Below are 23,194 nucleotides of genomic sequence, written 5' to 3' on the forward strand. Positions count from 1 at the left end.
GAGACAGCGTGTTGGATCTGAAAGCGCTTCACGAAAACACCCGCATTGACCATAAATCTCATCCATTTCAGCTGTTCCAGAATCGTTGCTGGGGAATGAAAATGGAAGAATGTATTCTGTACTTGCACTGGCATGAACACTTTGAACTGATTTTTATGCGGAAGGGTAGTGCACTGTTTCATATCGACAGCAGGCCTTATGTAGCTCAAGCAGGTGAGGTTATTATCATTCCTGGAGGGGCGCTGCATGTTGGGTATGCTCTGGAGGAAGGGGATATCCATTTTGATTCGGTTGTGCTCAACAGTGCATTATTTCATGATTTTACCCATGATCCCGTTCACTTGAAATATGTTGCTCCCTATCTGGAGGGGAAGGTAAGGTTCCCGGTAAAACCGGCGGAGCTCGACATAGCTTGCCAAGGCTATTACTCCCTGTTGGATGAAGCCATCGAGGAGATGGCCTCACAGCCGCTTGCCTACCAACTGGTTGTGAAATCCAAGCTGCATGCCTTGTTCACACTGCTTGCCCGTACATTTATGCCACACCAGCTTCCTGATAAAACAAAGGGATCGTATTTTCCCAATCGAGAACGTTTCAAACATTTGATTGAGCAGATTGAAGCGGAGCCAACAGGGAAAATATCCGTTACCGAGGCAGCCGGTCAGGTGGGTCTGAACACGTATCATTTTTGCAAAATGTTCAAAAAACTGACTGGACGCACCTTTGTAGAATATGTGAATGGGTGCCGAATGACGAAAGCCGAACAGTTGCTGCAGGAGAGCAGCCTTACCATTACCGAGATCGCTGCCCAGGTTGGCTGTGATAATGCTAACTATTTTACGAAGCTGTATAAACAATACAAAGGGATGACACCCTCGCAGGGGCGGTTAAAATAGGAAGGCCTTGCGTCAACAGGGTACAAACAAAAATCCGGATCACCGCCAGAGATGCGCGAGTAATCCGGATTATTTTATGAATATCAGATATCAGAACAAACATTTGATCTGTTTTATAAACATTGCTTATTTCATGAATTTCGAGAATAATCGGTTGGCCTTCTTGGAGAGGTCGTCCAATTTGATATTGGCCTGATCCAGTTGATTGTATCCCCATTTGATCGTTTGCAGCATGCGTGGGGAGATGGGCGTACCTTTGATCCGTGGATAAATGTTGTGATAGGCCCAGACGAGATGCTCCCAGCGATTATCGTTGCCGTCCTGAATATACTCCGAGACGTCGATGACTTTCCCGCGTCCATTCTGGAGAATTACATTTTTCAGGTGAATGTCCCGTGGATTCAGGCCACGGCTGCGTACTGCCTCACGAGCTTCGTCCACATCGAGCATGACCTGCTCGGGGACCGGGATTCCTTTTTCCAGACATTCGAGCAAGGTATCTCCCGCTTCAAAACTAATCACAAGAACATTCCGGCCGCTGCCGTAATAGGTAGGGAAGTAGGGCAGGCCTTTGAGCTGCTCATATACCTGTTTTTCATTTTCAAGTTTGTCCAGGGCATGATCTGAGTACATCTTGAAGGCATACTGTGGCAAGCCGTCATACGTAAATACCGCCGCATCCGTTCCTGTACCAATACAATTCAGTCCTTCTACATGGCCAATGATGTTCACGAGCTCATTCCGGTCGCTTCCGATGACTTGGATTTGTTGTAATGCTTCTTCCGCCTGGAACCAATCCGGTCGATTCATGGGTGGTGCCTCCTTTTAGGATATGCCTGTACAATTCATCTGTCTAACTGCAAAATCCTGTACTCTTTTAGTATAGTATGTGTTCTGCGTTGTAATTTCATCTTTTGGTGATGTTACTATATAAACGTTACGCATTGAATCGGAAACGGTTGCGGATAGAAGAAAATTACGGAATGGTGCTTGCGGCGTTTTTGCCCTTTCCTATATACTGTGAGCATTAAGGGATCTCATGCAGATCCGGCATACAGAAAGGCAGAATATCTTATGGCACAATACCCGCAGTGGTCTTATTCGCAGTCGCGGGCGAGTATGTTCGATGAGTGCCTGCGCAAATATTATTATCATTATTATGGAGCCCATAACGGCTGGAAGGCAGAGTCGGCTGATGAGATGCAGGTACGTCTGTATCGATTGAAGCAGCTCAGTAATCTTTACCTCGTATTCGGTGACCTCGCGCATCGGATGTGTGAATCGGCGGTACGTAGCAGGGAAGAAGGCAAGGATAAACCGCGTGAACACTTTCTGGAACTGACGATGCGCAAGCTGCTGAATCAGGCGTATGTGGAATCCATGGATCAGGATCAGTGGCGGCTCGACCCCAAGAACCGGGTGATGTTGTCTGAGATGTATTACGGGGATGACACGTTAAATGACCGGATTGCCACGATCAAAGAACGAGCCTCGGCCTGTGTCGGCAATCTGTACCAGACGCTCACGTGGGAGGACCTGTCCCGTGCGAGTACGGATATTTTGGAGATTGAGAAATGGGATACGATGATGCTGCACGATACGCGTGTGTATGTGAAGATGGACTTGTTATATCGTCGCAGCAACGGCAACATCGTCATTGTGGACTGGAAAACGGGCAAGGAGGATGACTTCTCGGATCAGTTGATGCTGTACGCATCCTATGTGAGGGAGCATTACCGGGTTCCACTGGAGCAGATTGAGCTGCGGGTGGAGTACCTGTTAACTGGGACACACCGAGAGTTTACGGCAACGGAAGAGGATATTCTGAAGGTGGAGGAGAACGTGGGGCGGTATATTGCGGAGATGCGCTCCTGTGTGGATGATGAGTATTACAACCGTCCTAAGGATGTCTCGTATTTCACGCCAATGCCTTCACGCCGCGCTTGCCGGGACTGTAATTTCCGTGAGGTGTGCAGCGAACGTGTAGTATAGAGCGCCACCCGAAGCAACTTCAGATCTCATTCCTATTTCATGTAAAAATAAAACAAGAAGCGCCAGCCTGGACAGGATCTGCCCGGACTGGCGCTTCTATTACGTTCCACAGGCCGGCGGCAAGGCGCCAGGTGGAACGGTCATATCAAGATTACTGGACCGTGGCGGTATTCTCCAGCGCCTGTCCTGCGGGAACATAGGCATGCCCGAGATCCCGGGCAACCGCCTCATACGTGATATGTCCATTCAGCACGTTTACCGCGCTGCGAATGGACGAACTGCCGCGAATCGCGGCGGCTGCACCGTGGTTCGCCAGCTGCAGCGCATAAGGCATGGTGGCGTTAGTCAGCGCCACCGTAGACGTGCGCGGCACCGCGCCTGGCATGTTCGCTACCGCGTAATGCACAACACCATGCTTCACATAGGTCGGTTCATCGTGAGTCGTGATATGATCAATGGTCTCCACAATTCCACCCTGATCAATCGCCACATCGACGATGACCGAACCAGGTGCCATGGTGGTAACCATTTGCTCGCTGACAAGAGTTGGCGCTTTGGCGCCTGGAATCAGCACCGCACAGATCAGCAGGTCGGCAGCCGCAACAGCCGACGCAATATTGGATGGACTCGATACCAGCGTATGAATCTGATTGCCAAAAATATCATCCAGCTGGCGCAGACGATTCAGATTCAAATCGAGGATGGTCACATCCGCACCCAGACCGATCGCGATTTTGGCGGCATTCGTGCCCACCGTCCCGCCACCAATAACGACGACCTTGCCACGGCTTACGCCGGGTACGCCGGATAACAGAATGCCTTTGCCACCTTCCGTTTTCTCCAGCAGCTGCGCTCCAATCTGAGCCGACATCCGTCCGGCAACTTCACTCATCGGTGTGAGCAGAGGCAGCGTACCGTTAACTTCCAGTGTCTCGTACGCAATGGCGGTTACCCGGCTTTCAATCAGTGCCTTTGCCAGTGCAGGCTCCGCTGCGAGGTGCAGGTAGGTGAAGAGAATCAAGCCAGGACGGAAATAGGCGTATTCGCTGGCAAGGGGTTCTTTGACCTTGATGATCATATCTGCCTCAGCCCACACAGTTGAAGCTGTATCCCGAAGCTCCGCTCCAGCCGATTGATATTCGTTGTCTGTGAATCCACTGCCCAATCCTGCGCCACGTTCGATCATGACCTGATGTCCAGCTCTGACAAAATCAGCAGCTCCAGCTGGGGTCATTGCTACACGATTTTCATTGTTTTTGATTTCTTTCGGAATTCCGATTCTCATCGCCATGCACCTCGTCCATTTAATGGTTGTTAGCTTATACTACAAGTTTATGACCTGGATCATCGTTTTGCACCTTACCTCATGTCTATGTTTTGAAGAATTGATTCAACATAATGTCGAGAAAAGACTATTCAGGACATTTACCCATCGCTTATAATGTAAGAAAAAATGACATTATGAGGGATCGATATTGAGAAATGACCGCGTGTTTACGATAAAGGATATTCTGGCTCGCCCCGTCTTTGCCAAAGCCCGGCTTGCTGCGGGGGAAGAAGGAACATTACGTCAGGTTGGATGGGTTCATGTGTTGGAGATTACCAATGTTTCTCCATTTGTAAGTCCCCATGATCTTATTTTATCCACTGGACTATGGCTTCAATCGGAAGAAGGGCGCGAAGAATATCTGCTCCAGTTAATCCGGAGCGAAGCGGCGGGGCTCTGCGTGGAATTTGGTACGAGCATTCATGGCATTCCCGAAGAATTGATTGAACTGGCTGACAGGCATCAATTCCCGCTTATCGTGTTTGAGCAACCGGTCCGTTTTGTTGAGATCACGCAAGATATTCACGCTTTGCTTATTAATCATCAACACCAACTGCTGAAGAGTCTGGAAACCTATTCCCGTCAGCTTCAGCAGCGAACATTACAGAGTACAGACATGTCGGCTGTACTTCATCTTCTGCATGAATACGCGGCCAAACCGGTTGTGTATATCTCGTCCATGGAACCGGGCAGTTTTGTGCCGGAGCTACCCACCGAGACACAGCAAGCGATCTACACATGGTACGAACAGGAGGTTGAGCATCTGGATCTCAATGATTCAGACACCGAATTATGGTTCCATCTGGATGAGGAACAGGTGTTACTGTGTCACCCGGTCGTATGTTTTGGGCAGGTCTTTTCCGCGGTAGGCATGGTTGTACATCCTTCAGCACCCGTTGAGTATCTTAAGCTATTGCTCGATTATACAGCGAAGGCTGCGGCGGCACTGACTCTGCGGTCGCAGTTTCTGGAGGAGAAGATGGTACGCAACCAGAATGAACTGATCCAGGATCTGATGAACGGTAACATTCTTCATGAAGAGCAGGCGCAGACCCGAATGGGGCTCCGTCTGCTGGTAAAGGGACAGTACTGGTTTGCCGGCGGGGTTATTGAGATGGAGCACCGTCTGAAAGGCATCGGCCGTGAGCGAATGGAAACCAACCATCAGGATATTCTGGTTCTGCTGCGTTCGTTACTCAAAAAGAACAATCTGGCCAGCCTCATCATGCTGAAAAATAATCAGGTATATGTATGCTGTGCCAAGGAAGAGAGCAAGACATCCACAAGAAATCAACTGGTAAAGTCACTTGAAGGCATTATTGTTGATGTGAAGAGATTTGCGAGTCGCAACCTGAAGCAGGTTACGATCCATGCCGGATTTGGCAAGGTGCGTAACCGTTTAACAGGATTGCCAGACAGTCTGCGGGAAGCGTATCAGGTCATCGAAGTTTCACGATCCGTAGATCGGCTAGAACATATTCATTTTTACGAACGTATGGGTATATATCAAATGTTAAAAGCATTGCCCCAATCGTTTCTGCAGCCTTTTGTGAATGACCATCTGGGTGTTCTGATTGAATATGATCGGACACATCATCTAAGGCTGGTGGAGACCTTGGATGCCTTTCTGCAAAACTTCGGTTCCAAGCGGGATGCAGCTGCTCAATTGTTCATACATCGGCAAACTCTGTACAATAGATTGGAGAAGTTAGAAGAATTAATGGGACCTGATTTTATGGATCAGGAAAGAAGAATCTGCCTGGAGATGGCGCTGCTTGCTCATGCCATGATCGAGGAGGAACAGGATTTTTCGTCTTGATGGATCAGGCTGGAAGACAGTCTAGACTGTGCGTTATTGAAAGATGTGCACAGTCTAGCAATTTTTACTGATGCGACGAGCTTGTCGTAATGCTCTCGGTAATACAGGGTTGCCAGAATCCGGACGGCGGCCGCGAAACAGTCTCGGTTGGCCAGAGGAAGGTGCAAGGGATAATGAGGTGGGAGCAGCCAAGCGATATGGTGAAGAGCTGCGCTCCGGAAGAGTTCCCGTCTCCATTTTTTTGGATGTAACATTGGTTTGACGCAACCATTCATCAAGTCGTTCACGGTTGATTCCTAGTTGTCCGCTCAGATTACAGATATCGAGGTTTTTTTTCACACAAATCCGCCTTTCCTGGAATATCGGGCTGTATAGGTTCTGAAAGGGAAGCATGAAGTTTGAAAAAAGTAGCTGCTTATGGACTTCAGCGTTCTGAATCACATCAAATGCCCACTAGATTGGTGTGCTCGATTAGCGGAATGGCGAATATGTTGAACATCCTCATGAAAGATGTATGTACCCAGTGTTAAACGTTTGCATACAGCTGTTTTGTGTATTTTACTATAATTTGGCTTTTATCTAGATTTTATCACTTCACATGTAACTGTGCGTCTCAATATAGTCTCAACTTGTGAGAAAATACGGTTAAGGGAAAGTACCAGTATCTAGTACGGAGGACACAGATGGAAAACAGTAGTGAGATTCAATACGACAGCCATTATGGTCATGGAAAACGTTTTGTGGGTCGAGCCAAGGAACTGATGCTGTTGGACCGATGGCTCAGCAATCCGGAAGCACCTTTAACCATTTTTTCAGTTACGGGCATGGGGGGGATCGGTAAATCATCCTTGCTGTCCGAGATGTTGTCCGTTGCTCGAGACCAGGGATTAACTGCCATATGGATGGATGGCAGATCCTGCGGCTCTACACCGTCAGTCTTTTTGGAGTATCTCTCCTCTACATTGGGACTGGAGACAATGGGGAGTGATGGTAACAAGCGGCCATTAAGCCTGCTGAGTGAAACTTCAGTTCAGAGGCGGCTGGTCCTTGCTGTGGATAATTATGAGGAGCTGGCTCTTCTGGAGAGCTGGTTTATGGAAGTCTTCGTATCCAAGCTCCCGTTATATGGAGTGCTTATCATTCTAGCCTCAAGACCGGAGCCTGCTTCAGCGTGGCGGACACATCCAAGGTTGCGGCAGCGCCTCGTGCAGATGCCTCTTCAACATTTTACGGGTGAAGAAGTGTCCGAATACATTGCGGTGGCAGGATCATTGAACAGGAGCATAGCGGGGACGATTGCGCGTATGACGGATGGACATCCGCTGGGGCTGGCGCTTGCTGTGGAGGCTGCGGATCAGCGCAGGAATATTCCTCTTTCCGAGTGGACCGAATTGTCACAAATGATCAGCGCCAGGCTGCTGCTTGAATTGACGCTTCCCCGCCTGCATCCAATGGTAGAGGTATTAACGCTGCTGGAAACAGCGAATCAGGAATTGTTGGCATCTGTGCTGCAAACAGAGGTGACGCTAGAGGAGTATAACGTCCTGAGGCGTATGTCGTTCATTCGTTCCGGTCCTAATGGTCTGGCGCTGCATGATATGGCCAGATTACATCTGCTTCGGGATTTTCGCCAACGCGAACCACAGCGTCTGCAAGCCATGCGTGTGCGAATAGCGGGGCTGTTAAAGCCGCTCCATGAACAAGCGGGTCCGCATGAGAGACGCCAGATTACCAGGAAAATGCTCCTTTTGTGTCAGGAATCCATGCTACAGCATCGGAAGTACGCTGATGTATCGGCAGATTCACTATTTTCTCCCATGGAAGTGATGCGAGCGGAAGATTTGCCGGCGTTGCACAAATTGCTCCAACAGTGGTGTGAATATAGTGTAGAGCCCTGGCAGGCGCCGTCTTATCCTGCTTTCTTAGACGAACTTGCACAGCGTTATCCTGAGGGAATTGTACTGATGCGTGACAAGGAGGGCGATCCGATCGCGATGTTCATTACGGTGCTCGTGCACCGGGAGAGCAGCGGGATGTTGTGCAACTATTTTCCGGCCGAAATGCAGGAATGTTTCACACCAGAAGAGCTGGATTGTGATCCGGACCAGACGGATACTCACTTTGCGGTACTCGCTGCAGCAAGGGATGATGTGCCAGGTTACAAACGTGAAGAACTTGTGGGTTATATGTCGCTGGATCGGCTGTCACTACTGGGAGAAGGGGCCAGGGTCATATTGGTCGCAACCAATCCGTATCTGAAGCTGTTTTTGCAGAACATTGGTTTTCGGAGTAAAAGAGCACGTACTCGTTTATGTGACCTGTATGAAGATCAGGCATCTGTGCTGGATCTGGATTTACGTAGCGGGCAATTCGGTGACTGGGTGATGTCCCTTTTGGGTCCGGATACAAAGAGCAGCGGGTTACAACAGGGGACATCTGGCGTGAGTCAGGTTCCCTGGTCCGAACAGGATGTACGCAAAATGCTGACTCATCTGCACTCTCCCGGAGAATTGCATGGGTACGCAGCGCGAGTGAATGGCCTGACGGATGGAATTCAATTACAGACTCATATCCTGGATTTGCTGGAGGGCCGGGTTCATGGTATCTCCCAGCAGGATCAGATGCTGTTATACACGGCCTATTGGACACATGCTGGCAATCCAACTGCCGCAGCACAAGCATGCTCCATGAGTCGGGCGACATTCTATCGGCATCTGCGAGCGGCTTTGGTCCGACTGGCAAGAGTGCTATAGGTGATAGAAAGCATAATATAATTTCATTGGAAATTAGCATTATCGGAAATTAATATCATTGGAATAAACCAAAAAACACACAGTAACCGGCCTTTAGAGCTGGTCCTGCGTGTTTTTTTGATGGAATCATTCTCAATCAGTGACTATAAGATCCAGGGTTATATAAGTAAGGTCGATAGGTTAGTGAAATTGAAGTATTATCGATTCGTTTCCACTAAGCAGTCGGCCAGTTCTTCTATCTGGATGATGGTGGCAATGGGGTTCCGTCAGTACCGTTATAACGACAAGAAGAGGCTGGTCATAGACCGAGCCTCTTCATGCGGTTATAGAGCGTTGCTCTGGAGATGCCGAGCTGCCGGGCGAGCGTTCTTTTGTTGCCTCCGGCGGCTTTCAGATATTGCAGCAGCAGTTCCGACTCATAGGTGTCCAACTGCTCCTGATAAGATAGGGTGGAAGTATCTTGCGACTCGTCTTGTTCTCCTTCATGTATTGAAACAGCTGGGTCCGAGCTGCCAGGTAAACGAGACGAGCCTGATTCCAGGCCAGACTGTGGATGAAGCTGTACCGTCTCGTTCAAAATGGATTGTGCCTCATCCATGGATGAAATAAAGGTGTCAGGGAGATATTCAGGCTTGACCTCGCCATCCGTGGTGAGAATGGTAATCCGTTCAATCACATTTCTTAATTCCCGTACGTTACCCGGCCAGTCATACTGGAATAACAGCTTGAACACCTCGGGAGGGACCAGTTCAATATGACGATTATAGAGCAAGGAAAACTCTTGCAGGAAGGTCTGTGTCAACTCGTAAATATCTTCCTTGCGCTTACGCAGGGGAGGAATAACGAGATTAATGACATTCAGTCGATAATAGAGATCCTCCCGGAATTGGTTGCGGGCAATCATGCCCAGTAGATTCTGATTGGTTGCGGCGATAATCCGGCAGCTTGCCTGTTTCATGCGTGTTCCACCGACAGGGAAGTAACTTTTCTCCTGCAATACACGCAACAGCTTCACCTGAAGCTCCAGCGGCATTTCACCTATTTCATCCAAAAAGAGCGTACCGCCTTCGGCCAGTTCAATTTTCCCTTTTTTTCCTTTGGGATCAGCCCCTGAAAATGCACCCTTCTCGTAGCCAAATAACTCACTTTCAAATAATGAACCAGGAATAGCTCCGCAGTTAATGGCAATAAACGGAGCTGTCTGCGGTTCACGCAGGTCATGAATGGCTTTGGCGAATAGCTCCTTACCCGTTCCGCTTTCTCCAAGAATAAGCACGGTAGCTGAGGTAGTACTGATCTTGCGTATAGTCTCCAGACAATGGTTGATTACCGGACTGCTACCCTTGATTCTGGCAAACGGATCAGAATCCGGCCGCAGACGGGCAACGGCTTTCTCCAGATGCTGGACTTTGGATGTCATATGTAATAACTCTTGATGCAGACGAATTTCGGTTGTTATATCCACTTCGGCGGCAACCGCGCCTACAATACGTCCATCGAGTTGCACTGGACGTGCATTAATCAGGGCGAACAGGTCGGGTCTTGGTTGGTGCTGCTTTCGATACACGGTTTCCCCTGTATATAACGTTTTTAGCGATTGAAGGCGATCCGGGGGAAAGAAATCCGCTGCCGGTTTCCCAATGATATCTTTTTTGTGAATGGAAAAAACATGCTCCGCACCCGATGTCCAGTAGGTTACCTTTGCTTCTTCATTAATCAACGTCAGAGCTGAGCCTGCTGTCTCCAGTGTTGTCTCGAAATAAGCCTCCATAAGCCGATGGGCATGCATCATTTCTTGCAGAACATCGGATACAGCGATATAGCCCAACGGAGGTCCATCATCCTGGACTAACAGATAAGGACTGGTATTGAAAAGGGGGATGGCATCTGCCAGTCCAGTGGTTGAAGGGATGGTGGGCATGGGGAGGCCCGAATCCAGGATACTCGTATCTGTACGTAATAAGGTCATTAATTCTGGAAGTAAATGTTTCATCGATATCACCTCAGTTAGGGCATAACTTTCGGAAAGTACACGTGTTGCACGAGCTACTTACAAGTGGCCCCCAAATGAAATGATTGGGGGGATGATGGTTACCCATATTATAGCTTTCCAAATGTAGTGTGTATATATTTTTTGACATGAAGCATACATGTTATCGGCGCAGAAGAGAGGGATATTGATTTTTATTTTTGTTATGCGCTTACAATTTTATTGTTTAGGAATAATTGTTAATTGATATGAACGAATCAGGATTTTAAGTGAGGTACGAGTTATTAAAACTGACATTTGAATGGTGAGCTGCACTGTTATCTCTCAACCTGATACCGGGCTGTTTAAGTGATTATTACTATAGAACATGAATTGTCCACACCATTAAGAAACTTCTGAATAATGCTATAAGAAGGCTCAATCTGCATGAAGAAAAATAAAAAGGAGGCTGATGAAATGGCCATTCTATCAACCGGCCCCATTGAAAATAATATTTCAGGTGTAACCGGTACTCGACCTACTCAATTCGTCACCGTCAAAATTGATAATCGGGATTCAACAGACGTATATAACGTTCTTGTTTTGGGTTATTACCTCGATGGGGTCAGAACGTTATATGTGGAAGAACTGTTTAATGTGTTGCCCAATCAGGTCATAACCAAAGACTATAGTGCAAATTTTGATGGGTTCGAGTTTGTGTTTTCCACAGCAGACCTCGCTGCCCCGGAAGCGCAAATTTCCGTATGGGGCAAAGATGCCGAAGGTGAGCTGGTCACAGCTCACCGTTTGGTATCACAGGAGTTGCTGGGTGAAACCCTGAGCATAACAGGTGTAACTGGAGCGACAGGAGCAACAGGCGGCACTGGAGTAACGGGATTAACAGGCAGCACTGGAGTGACAGGATCAACGGGTGGCACCGGAGTGACGGGAGCAACAGGCAGCACTGGAGTGACAGGATCAACGGGTGGCACCGGAGTGACGGGAGCAACAGGCAGCACTGGAGTGACAGGAGCAACAGGAGTCACTGGAGTGACGGGAGCAACAGGAGTCACTGGAGTGACAGGAGCAACAGGAGTCACTGGAGTGACGGGAGCAACAGGAGTCACTGGAGTGACAGGAGCAACAGGAGTCACTGGAGTGACGGGAGCAACAGGCGCCACCGGAGTGACAGGAGCAACGGGTGGCACCGGAGTGACAGGAGCAACGGGTGGCACCGGAGTGACGGGATCAACGGGCGCCACCGGGGTTACGGGTGCAACTGGTGCAACAGGAGTTACGGGAGCAACAGGCAGCACTGGAGTGACGGGATCAACGGGCGAAACTGGAGTGACAGGAGCAACAGGCGGCACTGGAGTAACAGGAGCGACAGGCGCCACCGGGGTTACGGGATCAACGGGCGACACTGGAGTGACAGGAGCAACAGGAGCAACAGGAGTAACAGGAGCAACAGGAGTAACAGGAGCGACAGGCGCCACCGGTGTTACGGGAGCAACAGGAGCCACTGGAGTGACAGGATCAACAGGCAGCACCGGAGTGACGGGATCAACGGGTGGCACTGGAGTAACAGGAGCGACAGGCGATACCGGGGTTACGGGATCAACAGGCGGCACTGGAGTGACGGGATCAACAGGCAGCACTGGAGTAACAGGAGCAACAGGTGCAACAGGGCAAGGTTTGTCGTCTTATGGCTACATTTTTAATACTTCAACTCAGTCTGTAGCTACCGAGACGGATATAACCTTCGATAGCAATGAAAACCTTACTAACATTACTCATACACCGGGTACGGCTGGAATTATTATTGGTAATGCTGGGGACTATGCGATATTCTTCATCGTTGCAGGCGTTCAGGCAAACCAATTCACCCTTTATCAAAACGGAGCCCCTGTAGGCGGTAGTGTCTATGGTTCAGGAGCCGGCACTCAACCGAATCCAGGAATGATTATTATCACCGCCGCTCCCGGTGATGTGTTGACATTACGAAATCATTCAAGTGCATCGACCGTTGATTTGCAAACTCTGGCAGGTGGGTCACAGATCAATGCCAATGCGTCTATTCTTATTCAACAATTGAGCAGCTAACTCAAGCTGTGAGCTCTGAAGCAGAATGGGGAATAGGCTGCCTGAAGGAGGGGATTGTATGACTGTTCTATCAACCGGACCCATTGACAATAGTCCAGTTCTTGGTGTGAATCCTTCGAGTTTTGTAACGGTGAGGATTGTGAACAGGGATTTGGTCAATAGTTCAGCTCTTCAGATTTACGGTTACATCTTGAACGGTGAGAGAACGATGTATGTCAGTGAGTTGATCGAAGTGTTTCCTAACCAGGTAATCACAAGGAATTATAGTACAAACTTCGTTGCTTACGAGTTCGTATTCACTATCAGTGGTCCAGCTGTGAATGAGACCGAGGTTTCCGTGTGGGGAAAGACATCATCGGGTGAGCTGGTAGACGCGCACCGATTAGTATCTGCCGAACAATTAGGCTCTGGATGAAATAGATAGGCAACATGAGGGGAATTAAGTCATGATACAAAGGAGGGTGATTGAATGACCATTTTATCAACTGGACCCATTGAAAATAATATTTCAGGTGTAACGGGTACACGTCCCACTCAATTTGTCACAATTAAAATTGATAACCGAAATTTGACTGATGTGTATAATGTACTTCTTTTGGGGTACTTCTTGGATGGGGTTAGAACGTTGTATGTGGAAGAACTGTTTAATGTGTTGCCTAATCAGGTTGTGACCAAAGACTATGTGGCGAATTTTGATGGGTTCGAGTTTGTATTTTCAACCGCAGACACGGCTGCTCCGGAAGCGCAAATTTCTGTCTGGGGCAAAGATGCCGAAGGTGAGCTGGTTACGGCTCATCGATTGGTGTCACAGGAGTTGCTGGGTGAATCGCTGGGTATCACAGGTGTTACTGGAGCCACAGGAGCAACAGGTAATACGGGAGCAACAGGCAGCACTGGAGTTACCGGAGGAACAGGAGTCACGGGAGCTACCGGTGTTACAGGTGCAACAGGAGCAACGGGCGATACTGGGGTTACCGGAGGAACAGGAGTCACGGGAGCTACCGGTGTTACAGGTGCAACAGGAGCAACGGGCGATACTGGGGTTACCGGAGGAACAGGAGTCACGGGAGCTACCGGTGTTACAGGTGCAACAGGAGCAACGGGCGATACTGGGGTTACCGGAGGAACAGGAGTCACGGGAGCTACCGGTGTTACAGGTGCAACAGGAGCAACGGGCGATACTGGGGTTACCGGAGGAACAGGAGTCACGGGAGCTACCGGTGTTACAGGTACAACAGGAGCAACGGGCGATACTGGGGTTACTGGAGGAACAGGGGTAACGGGAGCTACCGGTGTTACAGGTACAACAGGAGCAACGGGCGATACTGGGGTTACTGGAGGAACAGGGGTAACGGGAGCTACCGGTGTTACAGGTGCAACAGGAGCAACGGGCGATACTGGGGTTACTGGAGCAACAGGAGTAACAGGAGACACTGGGGTTACTGGAGCAACAGGAGTAACAGGAGCTACCGGTGTTACAGGTGCAACAGGGGCAACGGGCAGCACTGGAGTTACCGGAGGAACAGGAGTCACGGGAGCTACCGGTGTTACAGGTGCAACAGGTGCAACAGGAGCAACGGGCGATACTGGGGTTACCGGAGCAACAGGGGTAACGGGCAGCACTGGTGTTACAGGTGCAACAGGAGTCACGGGAGCTACTGGAGTTACCGGAGGAACAGGAATCACGGGAGCTACTGGTGTTACAGGTGCAACAGGGGCAACGGGAGCTACTGGAGTTACTGGAGTCACAGGATCCACTGGTATACCTACTTCCGTGAATTTAATTTATGTAGCTAATTCTGGAAGTAATAATGTTAGTGTAATTAACGGGAATACCAATGCCGTTGTAACCACGATTCTCGTGGGCAGCGAACCCCAGTTTATAGCAGTAAATTCAAACACGAGCCTGATTTATGTAACTAATTTTGGGGATGATACGGTTTCTGTTATTAATGGAAATACCAACACCGTCGTCACAACCATTCCAGTGGGTGTTCAGCCAGAGGGAATAGCTGTGAATCTAAACACGAACCTCATTTATGTGAATAATTTCAGCGACAACACCGTTTCCGTTATTAATGGAAATAACAATACAGTTGTGACTACCATTCCAGTGGGTACTGAACCGTTTGGTGTAGGGGTAAATCCGATCACCAACCTCATCTATGTGGCTAATTTAGGTGACAACACAGTTTCTATCATTAATGGAGATACAAATACCGTCGTAAATACTATTAATGTAGGAGCACAGCCGTTGGGAGTAGCGGTGAATCCAACAAATAACCGGATATATGTGGAAAATAATGGGGACGATACGGTCTCTGTTATTAGCGGATTTTCCGATACCGTTCTAACTGCCGTTCCAGTAGGGACTGGGCCGTTTGAAGCAGGACTGAACGCAAACACGAACTTTGTCTATGTTGCAAATAACGGCAGCAATAATGTATCTGTCATTGATGGAGATACCAATACCGTCGTTGCCACCATTCCAGTGGGATCTGCACCATCCGGTGTAGGAGTGGATGCTTTAACTAATGGAGTTTATGTCGCGAACAATACGAGTGGTACGATCTCGGTTATTGATGGAAATACCAATACCGTTACAGCTACAATTACCGTAAATTCCGGACCATTGGGAATAGGGATAAATCCTTAATGAGAGTGCACCAGTGAATAGTAATTGGGTGTGTCTAAAAAAATAGACATTTTAAATTGGGGATGCTCATTTTTTAGACATTAAGAGATAAGCCGGAGAGAAGAAAAGTTGGATGCTCTGGAATGCTGTGTATACAGAAAAACCATGTGCCCTGAAAGAAAGTGGCAGCATGGTTTTTGTTTTTTTATGCTTGTGTTTTTATGTCTGAGTCCAGTCGAGAAATTATCTGAACATGTTTTTGACCACCATCCAGAGATTTGCTGGTTTCTCGGCCAGACGGCGGGTGTAATACGGGTACCACATGGTTCCATAGGGCACGTAACAACGAATGCGGTAGCCTTCCCTGGCCAGGCGTTCCTGTTCGCCCATGCGCAAGCCGTACAACATTTGAAATTCAAATGCATCTGGGGAAATTCCCCGATCCTTCGCATATTGCTTGGTCCAGGAGATAATGTGGTCATCATGTGATGCAACTGCTGTGTATACCCCCTGATCGAGATGATTGCGAATCATCGTTTTGAATTGATCAATCACTTCTGAAGTGTTCTGATAAGCTACGGATGCAGGCTCCTTGTAAGCACCTTTCACCAGACGCAGCCGGATTCCTTCCCGAATCATATCACGTGTATCTTCTACGGTACGATGCAAGTAGGCTTGCAGTACCGTACCTGTATTATCCAGTCCTTCCGAGTGTAAACGGCGCACAATATCCAAAGTCGCTTGGGTAAATGGGCTGTCCTCCATATCGATCCGGACGAACAGATTATGCAGCTTAGCTTGGGTGGCAACCGCACGTATATTTCGATAACCTTCCTCAGGGTCCAGCGCGAGTCCCATTTGGGTAGGTTTTAGCGAGACATTGGAGTCTGCACCCTGACGGGCAATGCCTTCCACCAGACGTATATACTCATCCCGATACAACGCGGCTTCTCTTAAATGGGTAATGCCCTCGCCCAGATGATCCAGTGTAGCCATAATGCCTTTGTTGTTGAGTACCCGAATCTCTTCGAGAGCTTCTTCCAGTGTGTTGCCTGCGATAAACTTTCCAGCCAGCTTTTTGCCGTATTTGATGGAGAGATTCTCCACAGCTTTATTACCTGCGACGGTCAGCAGTGTTTTACGGTACATTTCGGTTCCGATACTCATCGGGGTTCCTCCTTATGGATCATGTTTCTTTATAACAAAGATATCAAGCAATAATCATGCCAAGGTTGTTCTGCATAGAAGAAAATGGGCGGTAATTTTGAAGGATAATATTTATTTTTAAAAAATATTCCTTCATCAACCGGAGTTGGCACGGATCTTGCTACATATATTGGGTGATGAGTAAAATGCATGGCAACTCAGGCAAACAGCCAACGAACCCCCACATCTGAAGGAGGAAATCATTCATGAATATCCCTTTTGTTAACGAACCATTCACATCCTTTGCAGTCCCGGCCAACCGGGAAGCTTTTGAGAACGCACTTCGCAAGGTGGAGACTGAACTTGGCCAGGAATACTCCATTATTATTGGTGGACAAAAAATAACAAGCGCCCGCACGGTATCCTCCGTGAATCCTGCGTACAAAAATCAGATCGTCGGAAAGATCTATCAGGCCGATCAAGAGCTTGCTGAGAAGGCCATCCAAACGGCTGCGGAAACATTCAGCACCTGGAAGCATACGGACCCGAATGAACGTGCCCGTTATTTGTACAAAGCGGCGGCGCTCATGCGGCGTCGTAAGCATGAATTCTCCGCTTGGATGGTGTACGAAGCAGGTAAAACATGGCCAGAAGCGGATGCGGACACAGCCGAAGCTATTGATTTTATGGAATTTTATGCCCGTGAGATGCAGCGTCTGACTGAACCACAGCCGCTCACACGAATTGCAGGCGAAGATAATGAATTGAGTTATATACCGCTTGGTGTGGGGGTTGTAATTCCACCATGGAACTTCCCACTCGCGATTATGGCAGGCATGACTTCTGCTGCATTGGTATCGGGCAACACGGTTGTATTGAAGCCAGCTAGCACAACACCGGTTATTGCCGCCAAATTCATGGAGCTGCTTGCAGAAGTGGGTGTGCCGGATGGCGTAGTGAACTATTTGCCAGGACCGGGCAGTGAGGTTGGCGATTATCTGGTGGACCATGCGCTCACCCGCTTTATCAGCTTTACAGGTTCCAGAGATGTCGGTCTGCGGATCAATGAACGTGCAGCACGCACCGCACCTGGTCAGAAGTGGATTAAACGGGTGATTGCTGAAATGGGTGGCAAGGATTCAATTGTTGTAGATAGCGACAGTGATCTGGAATTGGCTGCGGAATCCATCACGGCTTCCGCGTTTGGTTTCTCGGGACAGAAGTGCTCTGCGTGTTCCCGTGCCATTATTCATAAAGATGTATATGACGAGGTACTGCAAAAAGTGATTGAACGAACCAAGCAACTGAGCATGGGCAGTCCGCTTGAAGTCGGAAATCAGGTAGGCCCGGTTATCGATGACAAGGCGTATTCCAAGATCACAGAATATATTGAAATAGGCAAGGGTGAAGGACGCCTTGTACTCGGTGGTAGTACAGGGAACGAGGCAGGTTATTTCATTGAACCGACCATTATTGCCGATGTGGACCCACAAGCACGGATTTCACAGGAAGAGATTTTTGGACCGGTTCTGGCCTTTATCAAGGCAGAATCCTTCGGGGATGCACTGGATATTGCCAATAATACCGATTATGGACTGACAGGTGCGGTGATCTCGCGCAATCGCGAACATCTGGAACAAGCCAGACGGGAATTTTTTGCGGGGAATCTTTACTTTAACCGTAAATGCACAGGTGCACTCGTGGGTACACATCCATTTGGCGGATTTAACATGTCGGGAACAGATTCCAAGGCAGGGGGAAGAGACTACTTGCTGCTGTTCACCCAAGCGAAGTTGGTATCCGAGAAATATTAGTTGAAAATTGGGTCTGGGCCCGCTGTAATCGCTTGGTTTTTATGCTATCATTTCCTGAAATAGTCTTTGTTCGTCAGTATACTGGAGTAGCTTGAGCAGCGCTTAAGGGGGGAGACGGATGTTAGGATTTCAGTTGGTGCAGGAGGGGCGTATTCGATTATCCATTACGCCGGAGATGAAGCAATCCATTCATCTGCTGACCTTGTCGGGTCAGGAGCTGACTCGTTATTTGCAGGAGGCGGCGGATGAAAATCCGGTGCTTGAGCTAGAAGAGCCCTCTACCCTGCGCACCCGTCTTCCCCGACGGTTGAATCAGGAGAGGTTCTCCTCTTATGATCCGCTGTTACAGATGAAAGGCGCCGAACCTACACTTGAACATTTATTGATATCTCAGCTTCGGTTGCAGAATCTTACACCTGCAATGGAGACAACAGCTGTATATTTGGCTGGTTGTGTCAACGATGATGGCTATCTACCGATGGAATTGACTGAGGTTGCATCGGCAAGGGGAATATCGTTGACTGAGGCTGAAGCAGCCCTGGACATTCTCCAGTCGCTGGACCCGGCAGGTGTGGGAGCGCGCAACTTGCGTGAATGCTTGTTGCTTCAGATTAGGCGTGATCCATTAGCTAACCAGCATGCGGAGTACATGGTGGCGAAAGGTCTGGAGGAGTTGGTTCGTTTCCACCCAGGCAGAGCAGGAACAAGACTAGGGATTTCTTCACAGCAGGCTCAGGCAGCCTATGACTATATTGCTTGTCTAGACCCGAAACCTTGCAAATCCATCGGTTGTACGGAACGTCCACATTATATTATTCCGGATGCCGTTGTGCAGATAAGGAATGATGAACTTTCTCTACGTTTAAATTCAGCGGGTGTGCCGCGGGTATCCCTGAACGAAGCTTGTTGTCGCTGGATCAAGGAGATTGATGCAGATCAGGTATGGTCAGGCCGGGCAGCAGAGGCGAGAGCGATCATTCGCAGTGTACGCATGCGTCGCCGAACTCTGATGCGTGTCCTAGCTGCAATCATGAGCGAACAGGAATCTTTTCTGCGTGAAGGACCTGCCGGTTTGAAGCCGCTCAATCTGGCGATTATTGCCGAGGCCATCGGCATGCATGAGTCGACGGTGAGCCGTGCGGTCAATGGCAAATATGTTCAGACACCGCATGGTGTCTTTGAACTCAAGGCTTTTTTTGCATCAGGTCTTGAAACAACGAACGGAGAAATGGCCTCTGCGCCGGCGGTGAAGCTCAGACTGAAAGAGCTGATTCGTTCTGAACGGGCGGAACGCCCATACTCGGATAGCCAACTCACCGCATTACTCGCGAATGAAGGCATCGTTATCTCCCGCAGAACGGTTGCGAAATACAGGGAAGAGCTTCAGATTTTGCCTTCACTTGAACGGAAGCGCTGGGCATGAATGACGTTTGCCTTCATTATATATCCTAAACAAGTAACCCCCGCGAGCCGTGGTAACGGTCTGCGGGGGTTATTCGTTCCGATTTAACAGCAATCGGAAGGTTGTTCTATCATCGGAGTGTCAATGTAAATATTCATTAGTGGAACTTAAACAGCTTACTACCGTTCCATATTGTGCAGGAAGTGCTCACCTGCAATACCAGGAGTAGTCATCTGCTCCGGATGCAAAATTTCTTCCAGTTCTTCCGGTGTCAGTAGACCCCGTTCCAGAATGATCTCCTGCAAGGTGTTTCCGGTCTTCAACGCTTCCTTCACAATGGAGGCTGCCACATCATAGCCCAGATGTGGATTAAGCGCTGTAATTACACTAAAGCTCTGCTTCATAATCAATGCACAACGCTCACGGTTCGCTTCCATCTCTTCAACGGCATAACGAGTAAAGACGTCGATACCATTATTCATGATTTTCAGCGATTGCAGTAAGTTGAACGCAATAACAGGGCCCATGACGTTCAATTCGAATTGACCAGCTTCACAGGCCATGCAGATCGTATGGTCATTCCCCATAACCTGGAAGGATACCTGATTGATCACTTCCGCCATAACCGGATTCACTTTGCCCGGCATAATGGACGAACCTGGCTGACGCGGTGGAAGACGCAGCTCATTGAATCCTGCGCGTGGCCCAGAAGCCATCATACGAATATCGTTACAGATTTTGGACAGACTGACAGCACATACTTTCAGTGCAGCCGACAATTCCAGATAGGCATCCGTATTCTGTGTGGCATCCACAAGATCCTCGGCCGTTTGCAAATTCAATCCTGTCACATCGGACAGATGCTCCGTGACTTTAACGATGTATTCGGGTTTCGCGTTGAGACCTGTACCTACAGCCGTCGCACCCAAGTTAATGGTGAGCAGGCGGCGATTTGCGAACTCCAGACGCTCAATATCACGTCCGATAACACGCGCATAGGCACCGAACTCTTGTCCAAGTCGAATAGGCACAGCATCTTGAAGATGTGTCCGGCCTACTTTGACTACATCGTTAAATTCCTGTTCTTTTTTGCGGAACGCATCCTGCAAACGTTTCATCGTATCAAGCAACGTTTCCGACAACCGATACGCAGCAATGCGCAGTGCAGTTGGGATCACGTCATTGGTGGATTGGGACATGTTCACATGGTTATTCGGGTTACAGTGGAAATAGTCACCCTTGTTCTGCAATAACAGTTCCAGTCCACGATTGGCCAGAATTTCGTTCATATTCATATTCATGGAGGTGCCTGCACCGCCCTGAATGGAGTCAACAATAAAATGATCCAGATGATGGCCTTTCATCATTTCTTCAGCAGCCATGACGATGACATCGCCAATTTTGCGTGGCAGCATCTTCAGCTCCATATTCGTGATTGCCGCAGCCTTTTTCACCGCAGCCAGAGCTGTAATCAGTTCCCGGTGCACAGGAACGCCGGTAATCGGGAAGTTCTCTACAGCCCGAACCGTCTGTATTCCGTAATAAGCATAAGCAGGAATTTCTTTTTCTCCAATAAAATCTTTCTCCGTCCTTGTGGACATTGTAGACATTTCGTTCGCCTCCAGTGGCATCCAAAAATAGGTCAGCTCCGGCAATGCCGAAGCGCACTCAGTATATCATTTAAGCAAAATGGATGCCAAGCTAAATCATTTCACCCTTCTTGCCGATAAATAATTTAAATTAAGGATATCACCTTGGCAGATTAAAGGTTCAGTCAGTCAAAACTCGTCTTATCAATTATGCTCCACTTAGAGGAGAAGTCATGCATGAAGAATAAGATGGGGGTTAATTTGTCGTTTTCAGTGATCTAAATCACATGTAATATGGTTATCTATTGGTAAAATAGGAAAAAAGGACTATGAGGTGTGGATATGAAATGGACTTTAGGCGCAAAAACCGTCGTAGGTTTGGTACTGATTTCACTGATTACGTACGGAACTAGCGGCTTTTTTATATTTTTCCTTCAGGATTGGCTCTCGTTCTCCATGCCAAGCTGGTTGTATATCTCTATCGTACTCATCATGGGCGTATGCTGGAACGCGATTCTGGGCTGGTTTGCCTCTCGTTGGTTGACTCGTCCAATTGTGCATTTGTCCCGTGCGGCACAACAAGTCTCATCGGGGGATTTGACGGCCGAGATTCCAGAGCGGAGAACACAGGATGAAATTACTGTATTATATGATGCTTTTCGCGTAATGGTTTTTAATTTGAGAAGTATTGTAAACGATATTACAGATAGTACACGTACAACCTCACAGAACGCCCAGTCACTTAGTGAAGCAATCGCCCAGGCAGCGGAGCAGATCGAGATGATGTCTGATGCGGTGGATCATATTGCTGTGGGTGTGGAAGAGCAGAAGACGACATCACATCAGTCTTTGATTACAGCGGATGAGATGTTAAACGATTTTCAGCGTATGCACAGTCAGTCGATCGGGATGACAGAGATGTCCGGCCAGATGGAACGTTCTGTAGATCATACGAAGCAGACCTTCTCTTCTTTGATGAAAGGAATGGACGAGCTGACGGAGTCACACAACCGTTCCCGGGACATCATGGTCCTGCTTGAGAAGGAAGCCTCGGATATTGAAGCCATTACTCAATCTGTCAAAAACATTGCAGAGGAAACAGGGCTGCTTGCCCTGAATGCTTCCATTGAGGCTGCACGTGCGGGAGAAGAGGGATCGGGCTTTGCTGTCGTTGCTCAGCAGATTCGTAAGCTGGCAGATGAGAGCAAACAATCGGTGCATCGGATTAATGAGCTGATCAGCCGTGTTCAGCAGCGTATCAAGGATACAGCCCAACTGATTCATGAACAGCATGGCCTCGTTGTGAATGAGTCCGAGCGCACGATCTCTGTTGATCAGACGTTGCAGGAGCTTACAGGTACGGTAGAAGTGTTTATGAAGGGCGCTCATGAAATCGGATCCAAAATTGGGGAACAGACCAGCCGCGTAGAACAAACGCACGGCCATGTGAAAAAGATTCAAGGGAAAGCCGGATCTTTCTCGGATGAGGCAAGACGGATTATGGATGCGGCACATGAAGAGACGGCAATTATGCAGGAGATTTCATCCTCGGCTGAAGAGCTGAGACAGTTAACAGATCGATTAATGGACAAAACGAAAGCATTTCGGATGCAGCCTTAAGCTGTTTCCGGGGTGTTTTTTTGCTTATTATGGTTAAAGCCGAACGTTCTTTCGTAGAAACTGAAATATGTAAAGATTTTTTTATGAAACATTAACAAAATCGCAACGCTTGGGCGATAAATGAAGATA

At 48.5% G+C, this 23,194-nt stretch carries 16 protein-coding genes; 10 read left to right on the plus strand and 6 right to left on the minus strand.

Annotated features, from left to right (window positions below; translation table 11 throughout):
- Positions 1–8 precede the first annotated feature (8 nt).
- Positions 9–896 (plus strand): AraC family transcriptional regulator, encoded by an 888-nt coding sequence (locus CRO25_RS11980; RefSeq protein ID WP_072735192.1) that lies wholly within the window; start codon positions 9–11, stop codon positions 894–896.
- Between the two features lie 126 nt (positions 897–1,022).
- On the opposite strand, the gene CRO25_RS11985 is transcribed toward CRO25_RS11980, so the two are convergent.
- Entirely contained in the window at positions 1,023–1,706 is a 684-nt protein-coding gene (locus tag CRO25_RS11985) for a hypothetical protein (protein ID WP_063567667.1), read from the minus strand.
- 264 nt (positions 1,707–1,970) lie between these two features.
- Between CRO25_RS11985 and CRO25_RS11990 the strand changes: the two genes are divergently transcribed.
- On the plus strand, positions 1,971–2,888 hold the full coding sequence (locus tag CRO25_RS11990) for a PD-(D/E)XK nuclease family protein (RefSeq protein ID WP_063567666.1): 918 nt from the start codon (positions 1,971–1,973) through the stop codon (positions 2,886–2,888).
- Between the two features lie 151 nt (positions 2,889–3,039).
- Here CRO25_RS11990 and ald read toward each other — a convergent pair whose 3' ends face one another.
- On the minus strand, positions 3,040–4,173 hold the full coding sequence (ald, locus tag CRO25_RS11995) for an alanine dehydrogenase (protein ID WP_079695134.1): 1,134 nt from the start codon (positions 4,171–4,173) through the stop codon (positions 3,040–3,042).
- Between the two features lie 190 nt (positions 4,174–4,363).
- Between ald and CRO25_RS12000 the strand changes: the two genes are divergently transcribed.
- The gene (locus tag CRO25_RS12000; RefSeq protein ID WP_079695135.1) at positions 4,364–6,034 is read left to right on the plus strand and encodes a PucR family transcriptional regulator ligand-binding domain-containing protein; all 1,671 of its coding nucleotides are present in this window, start codon (positions 4,364–4,366) and stop codon (positions 6,032–6,034) included.
- A gap of 54 nt (positions 6,035–6,088) precedes the next feature.
- Here CRO25_RS12000 and CRO25_RS12005 read toward each other — a convergent pair whose 3' ends face one another.
- Positions 6,089–6,373 carry a hypothetical protein gene (locus CRO25_RS12005; protein WP_079695136.1) on the minus strand — a complete coding sequence of 95 codons (285 nt, stop codon included), beginning with the start codon at positions 6,371–6,373 and terminating at the stop codon, positions 6,089–6,091.
- A 344-nt stretch (positions 6,374–6,717) separates the two neighbouring features.
- Between CRO25_RS12005 and CRO25_RS12010 the strand changes: the two genes are divergently transcribed.
- Complete coding sequence (locus CRO25_RS12010) at positions 6,718–8,787, plus strand: ATP-binding protein (RefSeq protein ID WP_079695137.1); 2,070 nt, start codon at positions 6,718–6,720, stop codon at positions 8,785–8,787.
- 298 nt (positions 8,788–9,085) lie between these two features.
- Here the strand turns inward: CRO25_RS12010 and CRO25_RS12015 are convergent, their stop codons facing one another.
- Positions 9,086–10,780 (minus strand): sigma-54-dependent Fis family transcriptional regulator, encoded by a 1,695-nt coding sequence (locus tag CRO25_RS12015; RefSeq protein ID WP_079695138.1) that lies wholly within the window; start codon positions 10,778–10,780, stop codon positions 9,086–9,088.
- A gap of 453 nt (positions 10,781–11,233) precedes the next feature.
- On the opposite strand from CRO25_RS12015, the gene CRO25_RS33025 reads away from it, so the two are divergent.
- From CRO25_RS33025 to CRO25_RS12030, 3 genes are read left to right on the plus strand one after another with little or no spacing between them, the layout of a single operon-like run.
- Positions 11,234–12,859 (plus strand): collagen-like protein, encoded by a 1,626-nt coding sequence (locus tag CRO25_RS33025; protein ID WP_257018578.1) that lies wholly within the window; start codon positions 11,234–11,236, stop codon positions 12,857–12,859.
- A 58-nt stretch (positions 12,860–12,917) separates the two neighbouring features.
- Positions 12,918–13,274 (plus strand): hypothetical protein, encoded by a 357-nt coding sequence (locus tag CRO25_RS12025; protein WP_079695139.1) that lies wholly within the window; start codon positions 12,918–12,920, stop codon positions 13,272–13,274.
- A gap of 54 nt (positions 13,275–13,328) precedes the next feature.
- Complete coding sequence (locus tag CRO25_RS12030; protein WP_097115766.1) at positions 13,329–15,515, plus strand: YVTN family beta-propeller repeat-containing protein; 2,187 nt, start codon at positions 13,329–13,331, stop codon at positions 15,513–15,515.
- Between the two features lie 222 nt (positions 15,516–15,737).
- On the opposite strand, the gene CRO25_RS12035 is transcribed toward CRO25_RS12030, so the two are convergent.
- Complete coding sequence (locus CRO25_RS12035; RefSeq protein WP_063564617.1) at positions 15,738–16,661, minus strand: proline dehydrogenase family protein; 924 nt, start codon at positions 16,659–16,661, stop codon at positions 15,738–15,740.
- A gap of 245 nt (positions 16,662–16,906) precedes the next feature.
- Between CRO25_RS12035 and pruA the strand changes: the two genes are divergently transcribed.
- On the plus strand, positions 16,907–18,454 hold the full coding sequence (gene pruA / locus CRO25_RS12040; protein WP_079695141.1) for an L-glutamate gamma-semialdehyde dehydrogenase: 1,548 nt from the start codon (positions 16,907–16,909) through the stop codon (positions 18,452–18,454).
- A gap of 118 nt (positions 18,455–18,572) precedes the next feature.
- The gene (gene rpoN / locus CRO25_RS12045) at positions 18,573–19,877 is read left to right on the plus strand and encodes an RNA polymerase factor sigma-54 (protein WP_079695142.1); all 1,305 of its coding nucleotides are present in this window, start codon (positions 18,573–18,575) and stop codon (positions 19,875–19,877) included.
- 158 nt (positions 19,878–20,035) lie between these two features.
- Here the strand turns inward: rpoN and CRO25_RS12050 are convergent, their stop codons facing one another.
- Complete coding sequence (locus CRO25_RS12050; protein ID WP_063564614.1) at positions 20,036–21,466, minus strand: aspartate ammonia-lyase; 1,431 nt, start codon at positions 21,464–21,466, stop codon at positions 20,036–20,038.
- Positions 21,467–21,787: 321 nt separating this feature from the next.
- Between CRO25_RS12050 and CRO25_RS12055 the strand changes: the two genes are divergently transcribed.
- On the plus strand, positions 21,788–23,065 hold the full coding sequence (locus tag CRO25_RS12055; protein ID WP_079695143.1) for a methyl-accepting chemotaxis protein: 1,278 nt from the start codon (positions 21,788–21,790) through the stop codon (positions 23,063–23,065).
- Positions 23,066–23,194: the final 129 nt, after the last annotated feature.

The sequence above is a fragment of the Paenibacillus sp. RU5M genome (genome assembly GCF_900221055.1).
GTDB classification, from domain to species: domain Bacteria; phylum Bacillota; class Bacilli; order Paenibacillales; family Paenibacillaceae; genus Paenibacillus; species Paenibacillus marchantiae.

Excerpts from the sequence above, each read along its gene's own strand:
- CRO25_RS11985 (WP_063567667.1), bottom strand. The coding sequence starts at position 1,706 with ATGAATCGACCGGATTGGTTCCAGGCGGAAGAAGCATTACAACAAATC.
- CRO25_RS11990 (WP_063567666.1), top strand. The coding sequence starts at position 1,971 with ATGGCACAATACCCGCAGTGGTCTTATTCGCAGTCGCGGGCGAGTATG.
- ald (WP_079695134.1), bottom strand. The coding sequence starts at position 4,173 with ATGAGAATCGGAATTCCGAAAGAAATCAAAAACAATGAAAATCGTGTA.
- CRO25_RS12010 (WP_079695137.1), top strand. The coding sequence starts at position 6,718 with ATGGAAAACAGTAGTGAGATTCAATACGACAGCCATTATGGTCATGGA.
- CRO25_RS12015 (WP_079695138.1), bottom strand. The coding sequence starts at position 10,780 with ATGAAACATTTACTTCCAGAATTAATGACCTTATTACGTACAGATACG.
- CRO25_RS33025 (WP_257018578.1), top strand. The coding sequence starts at position 11,234 with ATGGCCATTCTATCAACCGGCCCCATTGAAAATAATATTTCAGGTGTA.
- CRO25_RS12025 (WP_079695139.1), top strand. The coding sequence starts at position 12,918 with ATGACTGTTCTATCAACCGGACCCATTGACAATAGTCCAGTTCTTGGT.
- CRO25_RS12030 (WP_097115766.1), top strand. The coding sequence starts at position 13,329 with ATGACCATTTTATCAACTGGACCCATTGAAAATAATATTTCAGGTGTA.
- CRO25_RS12035 (WP_063564617.1), bottom strand. The coding sequence starts at position 16,661 with ATGAGTATCGGAACCGAAATGTACCGTAAAACACTGCTGACCGTCGCA.
- pruA (WP_079695141.1), top strand. The coding sequence starts at position 16,907 with ATGAATATCCCTTTTGTTAACGAACCATTCACATCCTTTGCAGTCCCG.
- rpoN (WP_079695142.1), top strand. The coding sequence starts at position 18,573 with ATGTTAGGATTTCAGTTGGTGCAGGAGGGGCGTATTCGATTATCCATT.
- CRO25_RS12050 (WP_063564614.1), bottom strand. The coding sequence starts at position 21,466 with ATGTCTACAATGTCCACAAGGACGGAGAAAGATTTTATTGGAGAAAAA.
- CRO25_RS12055 (WP_079695143.1), top strand. The coding sequence starts at position 21,788 with ATGAAATGGACTTTAGGCGCAAAAACCGTCGTAGGTTTGGTACTGATT.